This window comes from Vibrio sp. 10N.261.52.A1 (assembly GCF_002876325.1).
Classification (GTDB): domain Bacteria; phylum Pseudomonadota; class Gammaproteobacteria; order Enterobacterales; family Vibrionaceae; genus Vibrio; species Vibrio chagasii.
Window position 1 is genome coordinate 1 of the sequence record NZ_MCYD01000387.1, and the last position, 382, is coordinate 382.

The following is a 382-nucleotide window of genomic DNA, read 5'->3' on the forward strand; positions in this document are numbered from 1 at the left end:
GGTGTACGTGGTTTGGCCATGAGTCGTACTGCGGGTCGTTGGGGTGAACGTGTTGTAAGCCACAATGCGACATTCAAACTACTGACTGATCTACGTATCTTCTTCTTCAAGAAGCTGGCTCCGCTGATCCCAGGTCGTATCTCAAACTTACGTGACGCTGATCTACTGAACCGCTTGGTTGCTGATGTCGATGCCATGGACCACGTTTACTTGCGCTTAGTAAGCCCTGTGACGGTTGGTGTGTTTGGTATCTTCTTCCTGACTCTGTTCTTGATGTGGTTTGATACTTCACTAGGTCTGATCTTAGGTTCTATCCTGCTTATCATGCTGTTGATTTGGCCTGTCTTGTTCTACAAGCTGGGTAAACGTAACGGTGGTGAAC

The 382-nt window shown here is 47.9% G+C and carries 1 pseudogene; it reads left to right on the forward strand.

What is annotated here, in order from left to right:
- Positions 1–382, forward strand: a pseudogene (locus BCT81_RS04800) (cysteine/glutathione ABC transporter ATP-binding protein/permease CydC); the annotation flags it as partial.